Here is a 782-nt window from a genome sequence, read left to right as displayed (position 1 = left end):
TGGGTCAGGAGCACGAAGGTCGTCGCGGGCATCAACATCAACTGGGGCGACACGGCCCGGTTCACCCGCGTCAACGTGTACGGCACCAGCACCGTCATCTGCGACAAGTACCTGGGTGCGCCCAAGGGCAGCGAGCCGACGCACGTGGGCAGCGGTGCCGACGGGACGAACTGCTTCTACAGCGCCTCCGACATCATCCAGCGGTAGGCCCTGACCCGCGGCCGGGCGTCCGCACGGGACGCCCGGCCGCGCGGTGCGATTCATCCGGGGCAGCCGCTGGGCGGCCACCCGACTGCCGGAATCGACCTGGGGTGGCCGGCGCCGGGCGCGGACGATGACGGTGTCGAGCGCGGTCAGGCCGCACCGGATGCCTGACCTGCGGCCCTCGAAACGTTTTCGACGCCCCCTTGACTAATCCGATGTGATCGGTCACATTCGATTGGCGAGGCAGCGACGCGCTCGCCCTATCAGGCCATACCATCGTCGTTTGGATCAAGGCAGTGATCCATGCGGCACGTTCACATGGAACCGTGTTCGCGGCCTGAGCGGGTTGCTCATGGACGCTTCGTCCGGCCACCGGGAACCGGCCGAGAACCCGCACACCGAAACCACTCGGTCCGGGCACTCGCCCGCGCCGACCCGTTCCCAGGAGCCAACACATGACAATGCCGCCTGCCCGCATCCTGCGGGCCACGGCGACGGCCGTACTGCTCATGGCCGTCACCACCGCCACCGCCGCGGTTCTGGCAACCTCGGCCAGCGCCGGTACCACGCTGGGGGCC

Annotated in this window: 1 pseudogene; it reads left to right on the top strand. The window is 68.9% G+C overall.

From position 1 onward, the window contains the following. A pseudogene (locus tag QEZ54_RS36235) lies at positions 1-207 on the top strand (pectate lyase); the annotation flags it as partial. Positions 208-782: the final 575 nt, after the last annotated feature.

This window comes from Catellatospora sp. KI3, assembly GCF_029948125.1.
Classification (GTDB): domain Bacteria; phylum Actinomycetota; class Actinomycetes; order Mycobacteriales; family Micromonosporaceae; genus Catellatospora.
The sequence above is the reverse complement of the archived record's forward strand: the minus strand, read 5'-3'. Positions and strand labels throughout refer to the sequence as shown.